Origin of the sequence: Aeromonas sp. ZOR0002, assembly GCF_963866995.1 — a bacterium.
Lineage (GTDB): Bacteria > Pseudomonadota > Gammaproteobacteria > Enterobacterales > Aeromonadaceae > Aeromonas > Aeromonas caviae.
The window spans coordinates 31,870-50,475 of sequence record NZ_CAWMFQ010000386.1; the positions used below are offsets into that span (position 1 = coordinate 31,870).

General features: G+C 60.0%; 19 protein-coding genes. 12 read left to right on the forward strand and 7 right to left on the reverse strand.

All coding sequences use genetic code 11. From position 1 onward, the window contains the following. A partial coding sequence (locus AACR77_RS21150) for a PfkB family carbohydrate kinase (RefSeq protein ID WP_042882243.1) occupies nt 1–693 on the forward strand: 693 nt, incomplete at its 5' end. A gap of 275 nt (nt 694–968) precedes the next feature. After that, nucleotides 969–1,421, forward strand: a complete 453-nt coding sequence (locus AACR77_RS21155) for an Rrf2 family transcriptional regulator (protein ID WP_010672499.1) — start codon at nt 969–971, stop codon at nt 1,419–1,421. Between the two features lie 52 nt (nt 1,422–1,473). On the opposite strand, the gene AACR77_RS21160 is transcribed toward AACR77_RS21155, so the two are convergent. Beyond that, a complete protein-coding gene (locus AACR77_RS21160; RefSeq protein ID WP_010672500.1) occupies nt 1,474–1,986 on the reverse strand; it encodes a ferredoxin-type protein NapF in 513 nt (170 codons plus the stop codon). Between the two features lie 137 nt (nt 1,987–2,123). Between AACR77_RS21160 and AACR77_RS21165 the strand changes: the two genes are divergently transcribed. After that, nucleotides 2,124–2,339 carry a hypothetical protein gene (locus AACR77_RS21165; RefSeq protein ID WP_010672501.1) on the forward strand — a complete coding sequence of 72 codons (216 nt, stop codon included), beginning with the start codon at nt 2,124–2,126 and terminating at the stop codon, nt 2,337–2,339. Next, nucleotides 2,336–3,667, forward strand: coding sequence for a DNA recombination protein RmuC (rmuC, locus tag AACR77_RS21170; protein ID WP_052224814.1), 1,332 nt, complete (start codon nt 2,336–2,338; stop codon nt 3,665–3,667). Before AACR77_RS21165 ends, rmuC begins: the two co-directional genes overlap by 4 nt. 82 nt (nt 3,668–3,749) lie before the next feature. On the opposite strand, the gene AACR77_RS21175 is transcribed toward rmuC, so the two are convergent. The 5 genes from AACR77_RS21175 to def all read right to left on the reverse strand — a co-directional run bounded on the left by AACR77_RS21175 (nt 3,750) and on the right by def (nt 9,559). Beyond that, the gene (locus tag AACR77_RS21175; RefSeq protein ID WP_010672503.1) at nt 3,750–5,192 is read right to left on the reverse strand and encodes a TrkH family potassium uptake protein; all 1,443 of its coding nucleotides are present in this window, start codon (nt 5,190–5,192) and stop codon (nt 3,750–3,752) included. 93 nt (nt 5,193–5,285) lie between these two features. Next, complete coding sequence (gene trkA, locus AACR77_RS21180; RefSeq protein WP_010672504.1) at nt 5,286–6,662, reverse strand: Trk system potassium transporter TrkA; 1,377 nt, start codon at nt 6,660–6,662, stop codon at nt 5,286–5,288. Between the two features lie 74 nt (nt 6,663–6,736). Further along, nucleotides 6,737–8,029: a 16S rRNA (cytosine(967)-C(5))-methyltransferase RsmB gene (gene rsmB / locus AACR77_RS21185; protein WP_042882245.1), complete on the reverse strand. Its 1,293-nt coding sequence runs from the start codon at nt 8,027–8,029 to the stop codon at nt 6,737–6,739. Between the two features lie 60 nt (nt 8,030–8,089). Continuing rightward, nucleotides 8,090–9,034 carry a methionyl-tRNA formyltransferase gene (fmt, locus tag AACR77_RS21190; RefSeq protein WP_010672506.1) on the reverse strand — a complete coding sequence of 315 codons (945 nt, stop codon included), beginning with the start codon at nt 9,032–9,034 and terminating at the stop codon, nt 8,090–8,092. A 12-nt stretch (nt 9,035–9,046) separates the two neighbouring features. After that, complete coding sequence (def, locus tag AACR77_RS21195) at nt 9,047–9,559, reverse strand: peptide deformylase (RefSeq protein ID WP_010672507.1); 513 nt, start codon at nt 9,557–9,559, stop codon at nt 9,047–9,049. 108 nt (nt 9,560–9,667) lie between these two features. Between def and AACR77_RS21200 the strand changes: the two genes are divergently transcribed. From AACR77_RS21200 to aroE, 7 genes are all read left to right on the forward strand, one after another. Further along, complete coding sequence (locus AACR77_RS21200) at nt 9,668–10,756, forward strand: LysM peptidoglycan-binding domain-containing protein (RefSeq protein WP_042882247.1); 1,089 nt, start codon at nt 9,668–9,670, stop codon at nt 10,754–10,756. A 1-nt stretch (nt 10,757) separates the two neighbouring features. Continuing rightward, nucleotides 10,758–11,873, forward strand: coding sequence for a DNA-processing protein DprA (dprA, locus tag AACR77_RS21205; protein WP_042882248.1), 1,116 nt, complete (start codon nt 10,758–10,760; stop codon nt 11,871–11,873). After that, nucleotides 11,866–12,339 carry a DUF494 family protein gene (locus AACR77_RS21210; protein WP_010672510.1) on the forward strand — a complete coding sequence of 158 codons (474 nt, stop codon included), beginning with the start codon at nt 11,866–11,868 and terminating at the stop codon, nt 12,337–12,339. The genes dprA and AACR77_RS21210 overlap by 8 nt, the downstream gene beginning before the upstream one ends. A 55-nt stretch (nt 12,340–12,394) precedes the next feature. Beyond that, entirely contained in the window at nt 12,395–12,952 is a 558-nt protein-coding gene (locus tag AACR77_RS21215; protein WP_042882250.1) for a DNA topoisomerase family protein, read from the forward strand. A gap of 278 nt (nt 12,953–13,230) precedes the next feature. Then, the gene (locus tag AACR77_RS21220; protein ID WP_042882251.1) at nt 13,231–13,791 is read left to right on the forward strand and encodes a Sua5/YciO/YrdC/YwlC family protein; all 561 of its coding nucleotides are present in this window, start codon (nt 13,231–13,233) and stop codon (nt 13,789–13,791) included. A gap of 100 nt (nt 13,792–13,891) precedes the next feature. Further along, complete coding sequence (gene hemF, locus AACR77_RS21225; RefSeq protein ID WP_041214091.1) at nt 13,892–14,800, forward strand: oxygen-dependent coproporphyrinogen oxidase; 909 nt, start codon at nt 13,892–13,894, stop codon at nt 14,798–14,800. 103 nt (nt 14,801–14,903) lie between these two features. After that, on the forward strand, nt 14,904–15,725 hold the full coding sequence (aroE, locus tag AACR77_RS21230) for a shikimate dehydrogenase (RefSeq protein WP_042882253.1): 822 nt from the start codon (nt 14,904–14,906) through the stop codon (nt 15,723–15,725). 980 nt (nt 15,726–16,705) lie between these two features. Here aroE and yihA read toward each other — a convergent pair. Next, a complete protein-coding gene (yihA, locus tag AACR77_RS21235; protein WP_042882255.1) occupies nt 16,706–17,359 on the reverse strand; it encodes a ribosome biogenesis GTP-binding protein YihA/YsxC in 654 nt (217 codons plus the stop codon). A gap of 143 nt (nt 17,360–17,502) precedes the next feature. Between yihA and AACR77_RS21240 the strand changes: the two genes are divergently transcribed. Continuing rightward, the gene (locus AACR77_RS21240; RefSeq protein ID WP_042882257.1) at nt 17,503–18,120 is read left to right on the forward strand and encodes a c-type cytochrome; all 618 of its coding nucleotides are present in this window, start codon (nt 17,503–17,505) and stop codon (nt 18,118–18,120) included. The last annotated feature ends 486 nt before the right edge of the window (nt 18,121–18,606 follow it).

The window sequence follows — 18,606 nt, forward strand, 5'->3', positions numbered from 1 at the left end:
TGGGCGGGGCACGAGGTGATCATCGCCTCCCGGGTCGGGCTGGACGACACCGGTGACTGGCTGCTGGAGCAGGCGGCCTCATACGGCCTGGATTGCAGCCATGTGGAACGCTTTGGCGGCGAGACCGGCGAGCTGCTGGTGCTGGTGGACGCCACCGGTGAGCGCACCATCCTCAGGCGCCCACGTCGCCCGGATCTGCCCGGCGACCTGCCGACCGAAGGGGTGGACTGCCTCTATGTGAACTATCCGGGCACCGCCATCGTGGGCTACATGCGCCAGATGCTCGCCAAGAGTTTCGTGGTGGCCCAATATCCCAAGGGGGGGCAGGCCCGCCGCCCTTGCCACGTGCTGGTGGCCTCCCGCTCCGATCTCGGCGAGGTGAGCGACCCCTGGCAGCATGCCCGCCAGCTCGCGGGGGAGCAGCTGGAATGGCTGGTGCTGACCGAGGGCAAGGCGGGCGCTGTGGCCATTCACGGGGAGGAGCAGGTCAGGGTGGCGGCGCGACCGGTCTCCGTGGTGGATACCACGGGGGCGGGGGATGCCTTCGCGGGCGGCCTCATCCACGGTCTTGCGCGGGGTATGGCCATGGCCGATGCGTTGCAGTGCGCCGTGGACTGGGGCGCCTTCGCGGTGGCTTCCGAGAGCTCCATCCCCTCCCAGGCGCTGCGCAACTGGCTGAAACAGCCCCACTGAACTCGCCGGACAACGGCTCCGGCGATGGCAGAGGAGGTGGGGGTTTGTCGACGGAAACCGCCAAAACCCCTCGCTGAGGCGGCAAGTTTGCGATCAATCAAAGAAAGTGTCGATTTATGTACATCTTCGTCGACACCCGCCCGGGCTGCTCTTACCCTTGTGACTTCACGACTCGGTCGAAGAAGCCCATCCCGTGCACACGCATGTGCAGACCCCCTCTTTGGCCACCGGCTGTCGTCCTGATTTCTGGCTTGTAGTAAGAGGCAAGTGCGACCATGCAACTGACACGATTTACCGACTACGCCCTGCGTACCCTGACCTTCCTGGCCATCCAGCCCGGTGATCGCCTGTCGACCATCACGGAAGTGGCCGACACCTTCGCCATCTCCCGCAATCACGTGGTCAAGATAGTGCATCAGCTCGGCATCAAGGGTTACATCGAGACGGTGCGTGGCAAGCATGGGGGCATCCGCCTCGGCCGTGCCGCCGTCTCCATCAACCTGCGCGATGTGGTGATGGACATGGAGCACGTGCTCTGCCCGGTGGACTGCAAGCGCGAAAACTGCCGTCTCTCCGGGGGCTGCCGCATCCAGGGCATTCTGCGCCGCGCCATGCACGCCTTCCTCGAGGTACTGGGGGAGTACACTTTGGCGGATGCGGTGCGGGATCCCACTCGTCTGTGCCACCTTCTCGGCATAGAGCAGGATAATATCCTGACCATGGCATGATGCCACGGTGAATGACAGAGGGGCCTGCGGGCCCCTCTGTCATTGCCAGCGGTCAGAGCTGGGGCACAAGGGTGATGGCTCCGTGCAGACAGGCGAGGCCGCAAGCGCCGCAGCCATCGCAGGCGGCCATGTTGACGGTCACTCCCTCGCTGCCGACCTTGATCGCCTGCTGGGGGCAGGCATCTTCGCACAGCAGGCAGTAGTAGCCCTGACGGGCCTGGCAGCTCGCCTCTATCCTGACCCGGGTCTGCACCTGGCGGCCGAGGCAGAGATCGAGTGCGCCCGTGGGGCAGGCTCTGGCGCAGCTGCCGCAATAGCTGCACTGGCCACAGGCGAGATCCAGCACTGGGGTACCGGCGATGGGGCTGCCGTCATATTCGGGGCGATCGGCGGGCTTGATGAGGCCGTTGGGACACGCCTTGAAGCAGTCGCCACAACGGGTGCAGAGGGTGAGGAACTGGGACTCGTCGATGGCCCAGGGCGGGCGTGCCTCATGGCAGACCACCTCGGGTCTGCGGGGGCTCCCCCATGCGTGTGCCAGCCAGCGACAGAAAAAATGCGTCATGCCCACCTCTATACCTATTAGGGGTTAATTTTATCCAGTTTTAGGCCGGCAAGCCAGAGAATAGCGGCGGGCAGGATCGCAAGCCGGGTTGCCCTTGTGTAAGCTAGGCGGGTCTTTTTGCGGGATTGAATGAACTCATGTGGCTATTTCTGTGGCGTGCTTCTCTGCTCTATGTCTTCCCCCTGCTGATGTGGGCCTACTGCCATCTCAAGGGTATCGAGTTCAGTGAACTGGATACCGGGGTCAACAGCCACAAGTGGGTGGTGCTGGCGGCCTATCTGCTCTATGTGCTGATCTGGTTGCTGCTCAACCGCTATCTCGAACTCTTCCTGCGCCAGCGGGGGCGCCGATGACCCCGCTGCTGACCTGGTGGCCTGCCATGCTGGTTGGCGGGCTGGCGCTGCTGTTCGGCTGGTGGTGGGGGCGACGCAGCGGCCGTGAAGAGGCGCTGCTGCTGGAGGAGCGTTATCAGGGGTTGCAGGACCGCTGGGACGCGCTGCAGGACGAGAAGATGCTGGCTCAGCAGAAGCTGGATCAGCAGCAGACCCTGCTGCTCAAGCTCACCGCCCGTCTCAAGGAAGCCGAGGCGACCCTGCGCAGCGAGCGCATCGCCAGCGCCGAGAAGTTGCAGTTGCAGCAAGAGGCTGAACAGCGCCTCAGCCAGCAGTTCGAGAACCTCGCCAATCGTATCTTTGAACAAAATGCCGGCAACTTCCGCGAACTGAATCAGAACAGCATGGATCTCCTGCTCACTCCACTCAAGGAGCAGCTCGAGGGCTTTCGCCGCCAGGTGGGAGAGACCCACGCCCAGGAGACGGCCCAGCGCCACAACCTCAAGTTCGAGCTGGAGCGCCTTGCCGAGCTCAACGCCCGCATGACCGAAGAGGCGGCGGCGCTGACCCGGGCCCTCAAGGGCGACAGCAAGCAGCAGGGCAACTGGGGGGAGGTGGTGCTGGCGCGGATCCTCTCCGAGTGCGGCCTGCGCGAGGGGCATGAGTACCACACCCAGGTCAACATCGAGGTGGACAAGGGCAAGCGCTACCAGCCCGACGTCATCGTCCACCTGCCCCAGGAAAAGGACATCATCATCGACGCCAAGGTGTCGCTGACCGCCTATGAGCGCTGGTACAACGCCGCTGACGATCTGGAGAAGGCGGTGGCGCTCAAGGAGCACGTCGCCTCGGTGCGCAACCATATCCGCGAGCTGGGCCGCAAGGATTACCAGCAGTTGCCCGGGGTGCGCACCCTGGACTATGTGCTGATGTTTGTGGCGGTGGAGCCTGCCTTCCTCGCTGCCCTGGAAGCGGACCCTTCCCTGGTGCGCTATGGGCTGGAACACAACATCCTGCTGGTGAGCCCCACCAACCTGATGGTGGCGCTGCGGACCATAGAGAACCTGTGGCGCTACGAGCGGCAGAACCAGAACTCGCGCCAGATAGCGGAGCGGGCCGGCCGCCTCTACGAGAAGCTGCGGCTGTTTGTGGAGGAGATGCAGCAGATGGGGGGCAGCCTGCACAAGGCGCAGGAGAGCTACGACAAGGCGATGGGCCGACTGGTCAACGGTCGTGGCAACCTGATCGCCCAGGCCGAGCGCTTTCGCGAGCTGGGGGTCGAGGTGACCAAGCCCTTGCCGGACGCGCTGGTGGACAGGGCGTTGGAGCGGGAGGAGTCGGCGGACTGAGGGGAGTCGTCATTCGCCGGGACGACGAAAAGGGCAGCCATTGGCTGCCCTTTTCGTTTCATGCAACAGCCTGGACGGCTGCTTATTGCTTCCAGAAAGAGGGGAAGAAGAGCACCGCCACCGTCAGGATCTCGAGGCGTCCCAGCAGCATGCCGAACGACAGTATCCACTTGGCCGCATCCGGCAGACTGGCGAAGTTGGTGCTGGGACCGATGACAGGCCCCATGCCCGGGCCCACGTTGGCCACGGCGGTGATGGAGCCCGAGATGGCGGTCAGGGGGTCCAGCCCGATGGCGGCGAGCAGGGCGGCGATCAGCAGGATGATGGCGAAGTAGACCAGCACGAAGGAGATCAGGGAGCGGATGATGGCGTCGTTGACCGGACGGCCGTTGTACTTCTGGGGAAACACGGCGGAGGGGTGCATCAGCTGGCGCATCTGTTTCTTGAACAGGGCGAAGGCCACCTGGACCCGAAAGATCTTGAGCCCGCCCGAGGTGGAGCCGGAGCAGGCGCCGAGTGCCAGCAGGATGATGAAGATAATGGTGGTGAGCGGGCCCCAGGTGCCGAAGTCACCGAGTCCGAAACCCGTGGTGGTGAGCACGGAGACGATATTGAAGCTGCTGATGCGCAAGGCATCCATGAAGCCGTAGATGTCTCTCACCCAGAGATAGAAGGTGACGACCAGGGTCACCCAGACGATCAGCCAGAAGAAGCCCTGCACCTGGGCATCCTTGAACAGGCTGTTGTCACGGCGGGAGAGAGCCTGCACATAGAGCAGGAAGGGCAGGCCACCGAGGAACATGAAGAGGGTGCCTATCCAGTGCGCCGCGTGGGAGAAGTGGGACATGGATTGATCGGAGGTGGAGTAGCCGCCGGTGCTGAGGGTCGTCATGGCGTGGTTGACCGCTTCGAACAGGTTCATGCCACTCACCCAGTAGGCGAGGAAGCAGAGCATGGAGAGCACCAGATAGACCAGCACTATGTTGTTGGCCACCGTTTTGGCGCGGGGGGCGCTCTTGTCGGACCAATCCGAGCTCTCGGTCTGGAACAGCTTCATGCCCCCAACGTTGAGGTAGGGCAGCACCGCCACCGCCATCACGATGAAGCCGACTCCGCCCAGCCACTGCAGGATGGATCGCCACAGCAGGATGCTGTGGGCCATGCCGTCCAGCCCCGACAGCACGGTGGATCCCGTGGTGGTGACCCCCGACATGGTCTCGAAGTAGGCGTCGGCAAAGTCGATATGGGTGATGAAGACGAAGGGCAGGGCCCCGAAGACGCAAGCGACCACCCAGACCGAGGTGGTGAGCAGGAACATTTCCCGCACCCCGAGGTGAAACTCTGCCTTGCGACCGTAATGGAGGCAGAGCAGTGCGGCGCCATGGGTGATCAAGACCGACTTGAGAAATTCGACGAAACCTTCCGAACCGGTCAGCAGGGCCAGCAGGGTGGGCAGCCACATGAAGAGCGCCAGCTTGGAGAGCACCAGCCCGAGCGTGAAGACGATGGGATGCAGCTTGATCATGCAAGATAACCTGGTCGTTGATTGAAAAAAGACCCGGACCTTTCCTGAGAAAAGGGGCCGGGTCCGGATACCGTTGCCAGAGACATGGCCGGCTTACAGGAAGAAGGGACTGGGCTGGAACAGACGCTCCACTTCCGGGATGTACTTCTTGTCCACCAGGAACATCACCACGTGGTCATCCTGCTGTATCTGGGTGCGATCGTGGGCGATCAGCACCTCATCACCGCGCACCACTGCGCCTATGGTGGTGCCCGGGGGCAGTTTGAGCTCGCCCACCGTCTTGCCCACCACCTTGGAGGTGTTCTCGTCCCCGTGGGCAATCGCCTCGATGGCTTCGGCCGCCCCGCGGCGCAGGCTGTAGACGTTGGCGATGTCGGCCCGGCGCACATGGGTCAGCAGGGCCGAGATGGTGGCCTGCTGGGGGGAGATGGCGATGTCGATGGAGCCGCCCTGTACCAGGTCCACGTAGGCGCCGCGCTGGATCAGCACCATGGTCTTCTTGGCCCCCATCTTCTTGGCGAGCAGGGCCGACATGATGTTGGCCTCATCCTCGTTGGTCACCGCGATGAAGACGTCGATCTGGTCGATGTGCTCCTCCGCCAGCAGCTCCTGATCCGCCGCATCGCCGCAGAAGACGATGGTGTGTTCCAGGTGTTCGGAGAGCTGCTCCGCCCGCTTCTGGTTGCGCTCGATGAGCTTGACGCTGTAGCGCTTCTCGAGCTGGCGGGCGAGGCCGGCGCCTATGTTGCCGCCGCCGACGATCATGATGCGCCGGTAGGGGCTCTCGAGGCGTTGCAGTTCCGACATCACGGCGCGGATATGGCCCGCTGCGGCCACGAAGAACACCTCGTCATCGGCTTCGATGATGGTGGTGCCCTGGGGGCGGATGGAGCGCCCCTGGCGGAAGATGGCGGCGACCCGAGTTTCGATGTTGGGCATGTGTTCCCGCAGGGTGGAGAGCGCATTGCCCACCAGGGGGCCGCCGTAATAGGCCTTGACCGCCACCAGGCCCACCTTGCCGTCGGCAAAATCCACCACCTGCAACGCCCCCGGATACTCGATCAGGCGACGCACGTAGTCGGTCACCAACTGCTCGGGGGCGATCAGGTGATCCACGGGGACGGATTCGGGCAGGAACAGGCGATCCCGCTCCACCAGATAGGCGGGGGAGCGAATGCGCGCCACCTTGTTCGGGGTGTTGAACAGGGAGTAGGCGACCTGGCAGGCGACCATGTTGGTCTCGTCGCTGTTGGTGACGGCGACCAGCATGTCGGCATCCTGGGCGCCGGCTTCGCGCAGCACCCTGGGATGGGCGCCGTGGCCGTTCACCACCCGCAGGTCGAATTTGTCCTGCAGTTCGCGCAGGCGCTCGCTGTCGGTGTCGACGATGGTGATGTCGTTGTTCTCGCCGGCGAGGTTCTCGGCCAGGGTGCCACCCACCTGACCTGCGCCCAGAATGATGATTTTCATAAGGCCATCTTACTCAAGGTTGTTGCTTCGTAATGAGGCGGCCCGTCACCGGGCCTGCCATCCGCCGGTTCGGCCTACAGCTTGATGAGCTTGGCATAGTAGAAGCCGTCCATCTCCGCCTCGCCGGGCAGGAACTGGCGACCCGGACAGGCCGGGGTGTCTTCTGCATGCAACGGCACCAGGCGGGCATCCGGGGTATCGGCCAGGAAGGCGCGGATCTGCTCCCGGTTCTCTTCCGGCAACACGGAACAGGTGGCGTAGAGCAGGGTGCCGCCCTGCTTCAGCTTGCCCCAGAGGGCGTCGAGAATGCGGCGTTGCAGCTCGGCCAGCTCGCGGATGTCCTGATCCCGGCGCAACCACTTGATGTCGGGGTGACGACGGATGACGCCGGTGGCGGAGCAGGGGGCATCCAGCAGGATGCGGTCGAACTGCCCCTGTGGCCACCACAGCTCCGGCGTGCTGGCATCACCGTGGATCACTTGGGCCTGAAGGCCGATGCGATCCAGGTTCTCCTGCACCCGCTTGAGGCGGTTGTCGTCTGCGTCGACGGCAACCACGCCGGCAAGGGCTGGCTGGCGTTCCAGCAGGTGGGCGGTTTTGCCGCCGGGGGCGGCGCAGGCGTCCAGCACCCACTCGCCCGGCTGGGGATCGAGCAGGGCGGCGGCCTGCTGGGCTGCTCCGTCCTGCACCGAGCAGTCACCCTGCTCGAAGCCGGGCAGCTTGGTCACGTCGCAGGGGCGCTCCAGCAGGATGCAATCTTCCCCTTCCACACCGGCCATGGCCGGGATGCCCGCCTCGCTCATGCGGGCCAGCATGGCCTCACGGCTCTGGCGCTGGCTGTTGTTGCGGATCCACATGGGCGGGCGCTGGTTGTTCGCCTCCATGATGAACTCCCAGTCATCGGGATAGGCCTGACGCAGGCGCTTGGTGAGCCATTCGGGGTGGCCGAGGCGGACGCTGGGGACGCGGTCGATGCGCAGCAGGATCACTTCGGCGCTGCGCTGGAAGTTGCGCAGTACGCCGTTGATGAGGCCGCGCAGGGAAGAACCCTTGAGCAGCTTGACGGCGTTGACGGTCTCGGCCACGGCGGCGTGAGCCGGAATGCGGGTATAGATGAGCTGGTAGAGGCCGACCAGGATGAGGTAGTGGAAGATGCGGCTCTTGTTCTTGAGCGGCTTGTCCATCATCTCGCTGACCGCCGCATCGAGACGGGGCAGCCAGCGCAGGGTGCCGTAGCAGAGTTCTTGCAGGAGGGCGCGATCGCGAGGGGCGACCTTCTCCTGGGCAGCAGGCAGAACGGCGGAGAGAGATTGACCCTGATCCAGCACCTGTTGAATGACGAGAGCAGCCTGTGCGCGTGTTTTCATAGCGTTACCTTAGATGCACAAGTCGGGGCCAGGGCCCCGCTTGTGTCAATTCAATCCAGATCAAATCAGTTGCGTGCCAGGTTCAAACCAGTCGCGGCGAGAGTTGAGCAGATCCGAAACGGACATGGCCTTCTTGCCGGGAGGTTGCAGGGTCAGCAGGCGCAGCACGCCCTGACCGGTGGCAACCTCGATCCCCTGCTTGTCGGCCTTGAGCAGGGTGCCGGCTGCCTGGCCGTGATCCTGTGCGACGACCTCGGCCTGCCACACCTTGACGGTCTGTCCGGCGACGTCGAACCAGCTGATGGGCCAGGGGTTGAAGGCACGGATGCAGCGCTCGATGGCAACGGCGTCCATCGACCAGTCGATGCGGGCCTCTTCCTTGGAGAGCTTCTCGGCGTAGTTGGCCAGCGCATCGTCCTGGGGCTCGGCAGCGGTGTCGCCGGCAGCCATGGCGTCCAGGGTATCGACCAGTGCCTGCGGGCCCAGACCGGCCAGCTTGTCATAGAGGCTGGCAGAGGTCTCATCACTGGCGATGGGGCAGGTTACCTTGCGGATCATGGCGCCGGTATCCAGCCCCACGTCCATCTGCATGATGGTGACGCCGGTTTCGGCATCCCCCGCCCAGATGGAGCGTTGAATCGGGGCGGCACCGCGCCAGCGCGGCAGCAGGGAGCCGTGGACGTTGATGCAGCCCAGACGCGGCGTATCAAGCACCGCCTTGGGGAGGATGAGGCCATAAGCCACGACGACCATCAGATCGGCACCCAGAGCGGCCAGTTCGGTCTGCGCCGCTTCATTGCGCAGGGAGGCAGGCTGGTAGACCGGCAGATCGTGGGCCAGCGCCAGCTCCTTGACCGGGCTGGCGGTGAGCTTCTGGCCGCGACCGGCGGGCTTGTCCGGCTGGGTATAAACGGCGACGACCTCGTGGCCGGAAGACAACAACGCCGCCAGATGACGGGCGGCGAAGTCGGGGGTACCGGCAAAAATCAGTTTCAGCTTGTTCAATGGAGCGGATCCTCAGAGGACTTTGCGATCTTCACGGGCCATCTTTTCCAGCTTCTGACGAATGCGCTGGCGCTTGAGCGGGGACAAGTAATCCACAAACAGCTTGCCGACCAGATGATCCATCTCATGTTGTATGCAGATGGCGAGCAGATCGTCCGCTTCCAGCTCGAAGGTGTTGCCGTGACGATCTTGCGCCCTGACCTTGACCCACTCGGCGCGCGGAACCAGAGCACGGTTGCCGGGCACGGAGAGGCAGCCCTCTTCGATGCCGGTGCTGCCGGACTGCTCCAGGATCTCCGGGTTGATCAACACCAGCTGTTCTTCGCGGTTCTCGGAGACATCGATGACGATGATGCGCTGATGAATGTCGACCTGGGTCGCGGCCAGGCCGATGCCTTCCTCCGCGTACATGGTTTCGAACATATCATCTACAATGTGTTGTAACTCGGGTGTAAAGGCTTCGACAGGGGCCGCGACTGTGCGCAGACGCTCATCGGGGAAACGCAATACATCTAGAATGGCCATAATTTTTTCTTTAGTTTCATATAAACGCAGTCAATATTGACGTAATTCTAGTCATTTACGCCGACAAAAAACAGCAACACTTTGCGTGCAGAAGTAACAGGGAGTGTTATGTATCTGAAGCAAATCGTCGTCGCCTGCCTGGCGACAGCCCTGGCCGGTGGCGCCATGGCACAGCAGTTGACGCTCAAATCCGGTTACCCCGAGACTTATGTGGTGCAAAAAGGGGACACCCTCTGGGATATCTCGGGCCAGTATCTGGCCGAACCCTGGCTCTGGCCACGCCTCTGGAACATCAATCCGCAGATCGCCAATCCCCACTGGATCTATCCCGGTGACGTGCTGCACCTGAGCTGGGTCAATGGTGAGCCTCGGCTCGGCAAAGCCAGTCAGGGGGGCAAGCAGGTCATCCGTCTCTCGCCCAAGAACCGCTATGAAAACAAGGCCAATCCCATACCGACCCTGCCTCTGAGCGAGATAGCGCCCTTCCTGCAGACCGACCACATTCTGGCCAACAGCCAGCAGAGCAAGGACCTGCCCTATGTGCTCGGCAACAATGACAAGCATGTCGGGATGCTGGAGGGCGACATTATCTATGTGAAAGGAGCCCTGAACCCGGGCCAGAGTTATGGCCTCTATCGCCCGGGGGTGGCATACAAGGACAAGCATACCGGCGAGTCGCTCGGTCAGGAGGCAATTTTTGTCGGCACGGTGCGGGCAGAGGAGTACCTTGCCCACGACACCACCAAAGTGACGCTGACCCATAACCGGCGTGAGGTGTATCAGGGCGACAAGGTGATGCCGCTGCCGTCGCAGGAGAGCATCTCTGCCGTGTTCATGCCAAAGGCGGCACCTTCCATTTCCCCCGGCTATGTGATCGAGCTGCCGAGCAAGGTACATGGTGGGGGCAAGTTTGATGTGGTACTCATCAACAAGGGGGAGCGTGATCAGGTGGCCCCGGGCGATGTGCTCGAGATCCTGCGCCCGGGAGCCGAGATGGTGGACAAGAATGGCAAGGTGTCATACCGGGAATATTCATCCGTCTATGACAAGGCGTTCTATTCTGCCGGCAAGTCATCGCTGCCTGCCGAGGCCGTTGCCAGAGTCATGCTGTTCAAGGTCTACGACAAATTGAGTTACGGTCTTATCCTGCAGAGTCAGGATCTGGTCGGCTCTGGTTATCAGGTCAGTAATTTCTGACGTGTCCTTGCCACTGGAGCGGTTGTCGCTATGGCTGACGCTGGATGCCGTTACAGGCATAGGCCCGGTCACCGCCGCTCGCCTGTTGGCGCATGTGGGTGGTGACATCACAACTCTGTTTGACTCAGACGATGGCGCCCTGCGAGCTCTTGGTCTGCAGAGTGCCCAGATTCAGCAGATGAGATGGCCTCTTCCTGTCGTGGAGCAGGGATTGAGCTGGGCCGCCGAGCCCGGCAATCACCTCCTCTGTCCCGATGACCCCGCATATCCTGCCCTGCTCAAAGAGATCCCCGGCGCCCCGCTTTTGCTCTACTGCCGCGGGAACGTCTCATCCCTCTCCCTGCCACAGTTGGCGATGGTGGGTACCCGCCATCCCACCTATGCCGGCAAAGACAATGCGACACGCTTGTGTGCCGAGTTGGTGGGCTGTGGTCTTGCGATTACCTCCGGCCTCGCGTTGGGCATCGATGGCGTCTGCCATCAGCAGGCGCTGGCATCGGGCGGAATCACCCTGGCGGTGCTGGGATCCGGTCTGGATTGTCTCTACCCCAAGCGTCATCAGGGGTTGGCGATGCAGATCCTCGAGCAGGAAGGTCTGCTTGTCTCCGAGTTGGCGCCCCAGCAAGGCCCCCTGGCTGAACACTTCCCTCGCCGCAACCGTATCATCAGTGGTCTGTCGCTGGGGACACTGGTGGTGGAAGCGGCAGAACAGAGTGGTTCGCTCATCACGGCCCGTTATGCGCTGGAGCAGGGCCGCGAGGTCTTTGCCGTTCCCGGCGCCCCGCAAAATGCACAGGCAGCAGGGTGCAACCGTCTGCTTCAACAGGGTGCCAAGCTGGTCTTGAATGCCGCCGATATCCTGGAAGAGTTTCCAAGGCTGGTCTTGCCCCCCGGACCCGCCAACGGTTCTTCCGAGGCGCAGCATAATAGCGAATTGCCTTATGCCGATTTGTTGGATAACGTAGATTATGAGACCACGAGCGTGGATACCGTTGCCGAACGGGCCCGGCTTCCTGTCGATGTCGTACTGGGCAGGTTGGTAGAGCTGGAGCTGGTTGGTGCAGTGATGGCGGTAGCCGGTGGATACGTCAGAGCGAGGAGGGCGAATCATGTTTGATGTATTGATGTACCTTTTCGAGACCTACATCCACAGCGATGCAGATGTGATGGTCGAGCAGGATGAACTCACCGACGAACTGAGCCGGGCCGGTTTCGACAAGGACGAGATCGAGAAAGCGCTCAACTGGCTGGAGCGACTGGCCAACCTGCACGACAGCGAGCGGGAAGTCTATGTCACCGCAAGCCAGCAGGGCTCTATGCGGATCTATGCGCCGCAGGAGCTTGTTCGCCTCAGTACTGAATGTCGCGGTTTCCTGCTGTTCCTGGAGCAGGCGCAAGTGCTGAATGCCGAAACCCGTGAAATCTGCATCGAACGGTTGCTCGAGCTGGACAAGCCGGACATCGAGCTGGACGATCTGAAGTGGGTCGTCATGATGGTGCTGTTCAATGTGCCAGGCAGCGAAAACGCCTACCAGCAGATGGAAGAGCTGGTGTTTGACGAGTCGGACGGCGTCATCCACTGACAGCCCGGTGCCGCGCTGGTAGAATTCAGGCCATCTGGATTTCAAGGCGCGGCCCATGTCAAAGATCGATCACCACCTCTTCTCTGCCCACGAACATGCCTTCGAGCGCGAGCCGTGCCCGCAGTGTGGTGCTGAACTGGTGATCCGCCAGGGCAAACACGGTCCCTTCCTTGGTTGTTCAGCCTATCCCGCTTGCGATTACATTCGCTCCCTCACCCCCTCTGGCCGCGATATAGAGAAAGTGCTCGAGGGGTCGTCCTGTCCGGATTGTGGCCATTCACTGGCCATCAAGAAGGGTCGTTACGGTCTGTTTGTGGGATGTACCCAGTACCCGGCCTGTCAGCATATCGAATCCCTTCAGGAGAGTGACGATACCCAAATCCTCTGCCCGGAGTGTGGTAAAGGTCATCTGGTGAGCCGCACGTCCCGTTATGGCAAACAGTTCTACTCGTGTGACGCCTATCCTCACTGCAAGTATGTGGTGAATGACAAGCCGGTTCCCATGCCCTGTCCCGAGTGTGGCTGGGGCATCATGATCGAGAAGAAGGTGCGGGGAAACCTGCGCTGGGTCTGCCCGCAAAAGAAATGCTCCCACCAGATTGAGCGGGTATAATCTCGCCGCCCATGATCAGGCAGGCGGATTGCTGGTCAGCGTGAGGTTGTGAGCCGATGCGCATCGCCCAACTTGCCTTGATCCTGACCTGATCGCCATCTCAAACTCCCTGCGGTTGCTCGGTTCACTGATGCACTCAAGCGTCTGAGCCGAAATGCATGACTGAAGAGGAGCAGGGATATAGCCCATATCGCAGCAGTGATGGCCCCGATGCCGTCATGTCGGTTCAACATACAATCCAGTGATGAGAGGCGGCAGCGTGGCTGTCGCATGTGCCTATGCCAAATGAATTTGAACAAGCGGTTGCCGCCCTTCAAGGAGAAGGGGTTATCGCCTATGCCACCGAAGCCGTGTTTGGTCTGGGGTGTGATCCTGATTCCGAAGCCGCCGTGCAGCGGCTGCTGGCCATCAAGCAGCGGCCGGTGGAGAAGGGATTGATCCTGATCGCGGCAGATCTGGCGCAATTGCAGGACTACATCGACTTGAGCCAGCTCAGCGATGAGCAGCTTGCTCGCGTGCAGGCGAGCTGGCCTGGTCCCTTCACCTGGATCATGCCCGCTCGCGCGACGACGCCGTCCTGGTTGACCGGTCAGTTCGAGACCCTGGCGGTGCGGGTCACAGGCCATCCCCAGGTGCAAGGGCTTTGCCGGGCATTTGGCAAACCGCTGGTGTCCACCAGTGCCAATCTAACCGGTGAGGATCCCGCTCGCCGGGTGGCTGATATTGGCGATCTGCTGGCAAGCCAGCTGGCTTACATTCTGCCCGGCGAAGTCGGGGGGCAAGCCAACCCGTCCGAAATCAAGGACGCCCGCACCGGGGCCATCATTCGCCCATCCTGAGTTGGGCACGGCCCGGTTTCATGCAGGCTGTGCGATGAGGTCATGACAATACGAGAAGTGCAGGCAGTGCATGCATGATGCCTGTCTGACAGGAGATAAAATGAGCAAACCGGATGTGGCCCAGGTAAAAGCCTTCCTGCTGCAATTGCAGGATGATATCTGCCGTGGCCTGGAGCAGGCCGATGGATACGGGCGCTTTGTGGAAGATGCCTGGAGTCGCGAAGGTGGTGGTGGCGGTATTACACGGGTGCTGCGCCAGGGGGCGGTGATCGAGCAAGGTGGGGTCAACTTCTCCCATGTCTATGGCGATGCCATGCCGGCATCCGCGACCGCACATCGTCCCGAACTGGCTGGCCGCAGGTTTGAGGCCATGGGGGTATCGCTGGTGATCCACCCGCATAATCCCTATGTACCGACCAGCCATGCGAATGTGCGGTTCTTCATCGCCGAGAAAGAGGGGGAGGAGCCGATCTGGTGGTTTGGTGGCGGCTTCGACCTGACGCCCTTCTATCCGTTCGAAGAGGACGTGAGGCATTGGCACCAGGTCTCCCATGAGCTCTGTCAGCCGTTCGGCACCGACATTTATCCCGAGTTCAAATCCTGGTGCGATCGTTACTTCTTCCTCAAGCATCGGGGCGAGACGCGCGGGGTGGGTGGCCTGTTCTTCGATGACCTGAACCGCTGGCCCTTTGCCGACTGCTTTGCCTTCATGCGTGCAGTGGGTGAGGGTTACCTGGCGGCCTACTTGCCGATTGTCGAGCGACGCAAGGAGCTTGCTTATGGGGAGCGGGAACGGGCGTTCCAGCTTTATCGCCGTGGCCGCTACGTGGAGTTCAATCTGGTCTACGACCGCGGGACCCTGTTCGGACTGCAGACGGGGGGGCGTACCGAATCCATCCTGATGTCGATGCCGCCGCTGGCGCGCTGGGAGTACGACTGGCAGCCGGAGGCTGGTAGCCCGGAGGCATTGCTCTACAGCGACTACCTCAAACCGCGCGAGTGGTTGTGACCAGAGGGGCCATGATGGCCTCTTCTTATTGGCCGATATTCGGCTTGTTCCTTCATGAGAAAACCCGTTAAATCGGGATATTGCTCTCAAAAGGAACGCCTTGATGGATCGTTATCTGGTTTTTGGCCACCCCGTGCGCCACAGCAAATCTCCCTTCATTCATACCCTGTTTGCCAGGCAGACCCAGCAAGAGCTGGAGTATGGTCTGGCAGAACCTGCCGTCGATGAGTTTGCCAGCGCTCTGAACCACTTCTTCGCCGAAGGAGGGAAGGGGTGCAACGTGACCGTACCTTTCAAGGAGCAAGCCTTCGGGCTGGTGGAGCGGCTGAGCCCCAGGGCCAAGCGGGCGGGAGCGGTCAACACCATCAAACTGACTGATGATGGTGTGCTGCTGGGTGACAATACCGATGGCGCCGGGCTGGTCGCAGATCTCAAGGCTCACGGAGTGAACCTTGCCGGTAGCAGGATCCTGCTTCTGGGGGCCGGTGGCGCAGCTCGTGGCGCCCTGGCCCCCCTGCTGGCGGAAGCGCCGGGCGAGATCGTCGTGGTCAACCGTACCCATGCCAAGGCGGAACAGCTGGCTGTGGAGTTCAGGGATCTGGGCAGCATCACTGCTCAATCCTATGAACAGCTGGTGGGGCCGTTCGATCTCATCATCAATTCCACCTCAGCGAGTCTGCAAGGTGAGTTGCCACCTTTGGCGCCAACCCTCATCCACTCGGACATCGCGATCTACGACATGATGTATGGCGCAACGGATACAGCCTTCATCGGCTGGGCCAAGCAACATGGCGCGCGCCATACCATGGATGGATTGGGCATGCTGGTCGAGCAGGCTGCTGAGGCCTTTACCGTATGGCGAGGGATCCGGCCCGGCACCAAGCAGGTATTGAGAGAGTTGCAGCGCAATCTGGGCGTCGTGTGAACCAGCTAGTGCGCTCTATTGGGCGGTCGGCAGATCTGATGTAGAGATTTTGCATCGCTGGATAAGGGCATCCCTCGTGATGCGGCACGGCACGTGTGATGTGAAACGGTCGTTCTGCGGTGGGTGTGTGGCAGAACAGGTGCCATTTTTATAAAACCATTGCGTAACAATAAGTTACTTTTACTTTGCCGTCACTCGCAGAATTTTTTGAGTTTTTTCTCAAAGCAGCGGAACTTCTGTAACGGACTGCTGACTAACTGGATAGTTGAGGAAGTGCTAGCTAGTCACCTTTATAACTCCCCGGTATTCGTACTGGGGATTTTTTTATCTGCATGAAAATTATGAATATTTTTTCTTTTTCCTACCATTGAAACTAAATTACATAAATTACTTTCACTTTCTGCTGCTTTGCTGTACAGTTGTCGGCGTAGGGTACAGAGGTAAGATGTTCTATCTTTCAGACCTTTTATTTCACGTAATTGAATGTGGCTGAATAGCAGCCCCGATGAGTCATCGTCGGGGCGTTTTTTTATGCACAACATTTAGAGTAAATGCTTTAATTGTTGCCGTTCTTTGTTAGAATGAAGGCGTTTCTTGAGGAAAACCAATCGTCTTTGTTCTCGAGAACTCGCTTTTTCCCAAATTTTTGAACTCATTTCTTCAGGCCGGTTTGCAATGGCAAGACCGGCCTCATTTTTATCCCTATATTGCCTCACCGTGTAATTAAATTTCAGTTTCGTTTGTTACAGCCTTCAATTCTGATTTTTTACTCGATATCCATGAAAACGGTATCAGGTTGATGATTAGTTAATTCTTTTCGCGTCTAAACATGCTATCAGTATGATTTAAATATATTTTTTGAGGTTTTTCTTCAGAGGTGGCGAAGGCGGGGAGGGAGGGCTCGGAGATGGGGGGATCATGAAAGCCTTTCAATCAGCGGAGGTCCAACTCCGCCAATTGCAGCCAGGGAGAGGAGTCGTTTACTCCTCGTTCTGATTATCTTCGTCGTCTACCTGGGCGTTGTCTGCTTCGGACAGGTACCAGCCGCTCAGGGTCTGGGCCAGCTTCTCGACGCCGATATTGGTCAGAGAAGAGAATGCTTCAACCTGGATCTGCGGGCCCAGTTCTGCCACCGCCTGACGAACCTTGATCACCTGGTTGTTGCGGGGCCCCGGGCTTAACTTGTCCGCCTTGGTCAGCAACAGCATCACCGGCAGTTCACGGTGTGAACTCCATTCCAGCATGTTCATGTCGGTTTCCTTGAGCGGATGGCGGATGTCCATCAGGATCACCAGCCCTTTCAGGGACTCCCGTCGTTGCAGGTATTCAGCCAGTGACTTTTGCCACTTGAGCTTCATTTCCAACGGAACCTGGGCATATCCATAGCCGGGCAAGTCGACCAGGCGTTTGCCCGGTTCCAGCTCAAACAGGTTGATCAGCTGAGTACGGCCAGGGGTCTTACTGGTACGTGCCAGGTTCTTGTGTTTGGTCAAGGTATTCAATGCAGACGACTTGCCAGCGTTGGAACGACCGGCAAACGCAATCTCGACACCCCCATCATTTGGCAGGTGGCGGATGTCGGGTGCGCTGGTCACAAAATGCACCTTATTGAAATTCAGAGTTTGTGTTTCCAACGTAAATTCCCCATAGAGATAGAGGGTTATAGAGTTACTTTTTTGTGAAATAGTGTAAAATGGCGTCGCTTGAACGCGTTTATTTTAACATGCCTTCAGCGGCATGGGATCTGGAAGCCTAATAACGAGAAAGTTGGAACGCCATGAAGAACCTAGTCATTACACTTGCTCTGATGGTTGGCGTAACTGGGATGGCACAAGCCAAGGGCGATGCCGCTGCGGGACAAACCAAGGCTGCCGTCTGTGCGGCCTGTCATGGACCGGACGGCAACAGCCCAGTCGACATGTATCCCAAGATTGCTGGTCAGCACGCATCATATATCAAAAAACAATTAGTTGAACTGAAGGCTGCAGCTTCTGGCCAAACTGGTCGGGTTGCGCCCGTCATGGGACCTATGGCGTTGCCGTTGTCCGAGCAGGATATGGACGATCTTGCCGCCTATTTCTCCAGCCAGAAGGTGACGCCGGTTGCCGTGCCCGATGATGTAGTTGCCGCAGGCAAGGCGCTTTATATGGGGGGAGACATGGAGCGAGGCCTGGCCGCCTGTACCGCCTGTCATGGCCCACGGGGTTCCGGCGTCGAGCAAGCGAAGTATCCCAGCCTGTCAGGGCAGCATCCCGCCTATATCAAGGCCCAGCTCACCGCTTTTCGTTCGGCGACCCGCGACAACGATCCCAATGGCATGATGCGGGATGTGGCCAAGAAGCTGACGGATCAGGACATCGAGGCGCTCTCCAAGTATGTGGCGGGGCTTCACTGATATAGACTGTTAGTTATCTTGTTGAAAAGAACAGGGAACCATTGTGTTCCCTGTTCTTTTTTGAGGTTGTAGCGATCGCCCGTAAACAGCCTGCATTGCTGTAAGAGATCTTCTATATACGGGGCTGGTCGTGTCTGAAAGATTGCTCACGTATATTATTTTATTTTTTGTTTTTCAATGAATTAAGAAATAGAACATTACTTTGTACCAGTTCGAAATGTGCTTTGGTTGATTGAGTCATCCAGCGAAGAAGTTACAGTAGGCAATCAGGATTGGCCGGAGAGAGGGTGCAAGACCCGTCTTCGGTTTGACAGGATGTCGGCTCGGAGCATGCGATGAGCAATAGATGCAAAAAGCCAGGATGGTGACCGCCAGGGATGAGCGGGGCTGCGGGAGGCAACCACCCCGATGGGAGGCAGGATGTCGCCGGTTTGGGTTAGACAAACAAACACACGCACACTCAGGACTGGTCAATAAGGATCAGGA